This is a genomic window from Saccharopolyspora sp. (assembly GCF_017434145.1).
Lineage (GTDB): Bacteria > Actinomycetota > Actinomycetes > Mycobacteriales > Pseudonocardiaceae > Saccharopolyspora_C > Saccharopolyspora_C galaxeae.
Genome location: NZ_JAFRFW010000685.1, coordinates 1 through 2,840, shown reverse-complemented (window position 1 = coordinate 2,840; position 2,840 = coordinate 1). Strand labels below are relative to the sequence as shown.

General features: G+C 68.1%; 3 protein-coding genes and 1 pseudogene. All 4 read left to right on the top strand.

All coding sequences use genetic code 11. The annotated features are described in order from the left end of the window. Positions 1 to 335: 335 nt before the first annotated feature. The gene (locus tag IJH84_RS18760; protein ID WP_200070119.1) at positions 336 to 989 is read left to right on the top strand and encodes an SAV_915 family protein; all 654 of its coding nucleotides are present in this window, start codon (positions 336 to 338) and stop codon (positions 987 to 989) included. A 2-nt stretch (positions 990 to 991) separates the two neighbouring features. Further along, entirely contained in the window at positions 992 to 1,288 is a 297-nt protein-coding gene (locus IJH84_RS18755) for a hypothetical protein (protein ID WP_295146809.1), read from the top strand. 48 nt (positions 1,289 to 1,336) lie between these two features. After that, a complete protein-coding gene (locus tag IJH84_RS18750) occupies positions 1,337 to 2,479 on the top strand; it encodes a hypothetical protein (protein WP_295146807.1) in 1,143 nt (380 codons plus the stop codon). Between the two features lie 172 nt (positions 2,480 to 2,651). Next, positions 2,652 to 2,840, top strand: a pseudogene (locus IJH84_RS18745) (hypothetical protein); the annotation flags it as partial.

Sequence of the window (2,840 nt, the reverse complement as noted above, 5' to 3'; positions counted from 1 at the left end):
GTTCGGCCGCGCGATCTCGCTCGACTACGTCCGGTACCGGCCCGAGCACGTCGCCGAACTGCTGGCGGCGGCCGGACTTCCCGTCCACGCCCGGCTGCTGCGCGACCCCGTCGCGGGAGCGGAGCGAACGCAGCAGGGCTACTTGCTGGCGAGCAAGCCCGGCTGACCGCGCGGAGCTGCAGGGCGGCGGTTCGGAACACCCGCTGTGTCCACATCGGACACCGAGCGTGCGAGTCGGCACCAGACTCCCCCGAAGCGTCCCCGCGAAAGCGCCCGCAGCGCGGCGGTGCTCTGCTACCTTGCCGCGTTGGCAGCGCGATCAGGGGGAGGGCCGAGTGACAGACCTGCGGAAACGTCCCGCCGTGTTCGATCCGGACGAGACCGCGGAACTCCCGGAGCGGCTGTATTTGGCCTGTCATCCGGCAAGCGGTGCCGGTGACGTCATGTTCGAGGTGCGCGAGTGGTCCGGGCAGCAGGTGGTGCTCGCCTACTCCTCGCTGGACGAGTTCTTGGCCGGGTGCGGCAACGACCAGCCGTGGATCATGATCCCGGCTGCGCGGCTGGCCGAGCTCGGAAGCGAGAAGTCCGGTGGCGCGCTCGGGAATGCGTCCTTCCGGTTCGGGGTGTTGCTCGATGCGCCGCTGCCCGTCGAGGCCCGCGGCACGGCCGGTGGGCCGGCCGATGCGGAAGCCCGCTGGGATGACCCCGATTCCGAGGACTGGACGATGGTGCACCTCGCTTCCCAGCCGTTCGAGCCGGGCGACGAACAGGCGAAGCTGGAGCTGCAGCCGATGCCGGGGGAGCACTTGGCCGTGATGGCGTACTCGTCCCCGGAGGCCGTGCAGGCCGGTTGCGGCCCGCACCAGGCTTCGGTGCGGATTCCCGCGGGCTTGCTCGGCGAAGCCCGCCGCCAGGCGGGTGCGGACACGATCTGCCTGGACACACCGTTGCCGCAGCGGCTCCGGCACACCTCGAACGAAGGCAGGTAGGCATGGCCGAGGAAGTCAAGGCCGATCGCGAGCGGCTGACCGGGATGGCCGGTGCACTGCGCGATTCCACGTCCGAGCTGGACAGTTCCGCCAAGACCGATCCGCCGATGCCGGAAGTCTCGGTCTCGGCGGACAAGGTGGGCCACACGCTCTCCGAGCTGACCAAGACGGTCGGCGGCTTGGTCGCCGCGGTGCACCAGACCGCCGACAAAATCCACGCGAGCAGTGGCAGCTACGGGGAAGTGGACAACCACGCCGCCGACGAGCTGCGCCGTTCGGGTAGCGGGCTCGGGTATTGACCGGAGGCGCCCGGCGATGACCATCGGGTGCGAGGAAAGCGGGGGACCATGAGCGGTGAGCTGAACACCGAGGTGCACGACGAGCCGGAATCCTGCCGGCGGGCGGCGGACTGGGTGGGCGGACTCCAGCCCGGGGTCAGCGGTGTCGGCGACGCAGTGCACCGGCAGCGTTCGGCTTCCGAGTCGTTCTGGCAGGGCACCGCCGGTGACTCGTGCAGACGGTCGCTGTCCGAGCACGGCGACGACGCCGACGAACTGGAAGAGCAACTGGGCAAGGTGAAAAGCGCCCTGCTGGTTTTTGCCGCCGCGATCGACGGCGTGCGCAGGAGCATGGCCGACGCCCGAGCGGATGCCACGGCGGCGCGGCTGATCGTCACACCGACCGCGATCCTGCCGCCGGAGCCGGCGAGCCCGAACCTGCCGGGAGGGCCGCACGGCGACAGGGCGATCGAGCAAGGGCGGCAGGAGTTCGAGCGCAAGCACAAAGCTTTCGAGGAGGCCAAGGGCGCCGTCGAAGCCGCGCGAGATCGGCAGAAGGAGGCTCACGATGCCCTGCAGAAGGACATGGAGGACCCGCTGTCCGCGGTGAAGGCGACGAAGACGTGGACCATGTTCGCGATCGGCCACGGCCTCGGGACGCTCAAGGGGTCCTTCGAGACGGCGAACCAGTTCGTTGAAAAGGCGGCCGACTACGAGAAGGCCGCCACGGTGATGCGAGGTCGCGCGGAGACCATGCATGGGCACATGCGAACGATCGCCATGAACGCGGCGGACAAGGGCGACGAGCTCGCCAAAGATGCTGTACGGCGCGGGGCTGCGGCCGGGAAGTTCGGTGGGGGCGCGCTTTCCGAGGGGATCGGCGGGTTCGTTTCGAAGAATGCAGGAGACTTGGTCAACGGCAGCGGCCGGGCCGCCAAGTACGGGTCGAAGTTCCTGCGTGGTGTTCCGTTCCTGGGGACTGGTGTGTCGGTGGTGTCCGGGGCTGGCGATGTCTTGATGGGCAAGGACCCTGTGGAGGCAGCCGAAGACACGACTGCGAACGTGGCCGGTGGTGCCGCCGGTGGTTGGGCGGGTGCTGCACTCGGTACTGCCATCTGTCCCGGGGTGGGAACGGTAATCGGCGGTGTCGCCGGTGGCATCCTCGGGAGCATGGCCGCCACTGAAGGTGTCAGCGCTGCCAGAGGAGACTGACCGCAATCATGAACTCATGTCGTGATCGGGGAAACTCGTGACGGAACAGCCTTTCCTAACTGTTGCGGAACTTCCGCCTAAACCGGATCGCGAGACCGGTGAACCACGGCCGCCTCGTGCTCCAGGGCTGCTGTTCAAGGAGAAGACGGCGGAGGCTGAGGATCGTGGTCGCGTGACCGACCTGTCGAAGGCACCGGCGGCCCCGGAAGGGGAGGGGCCCTTGCTGGCCTGGTTCAAGTCGTCCCGGTGGCGAGCTTTGCAGTTGACCGCCTGGGGCGTCCCAATTTTTCTGCTCGGTGTCACGATTCTCCAGGGTTTTAGCAGTGAGTGGATGAAGTTCTGGCAGCTTTGGGCTCTCATC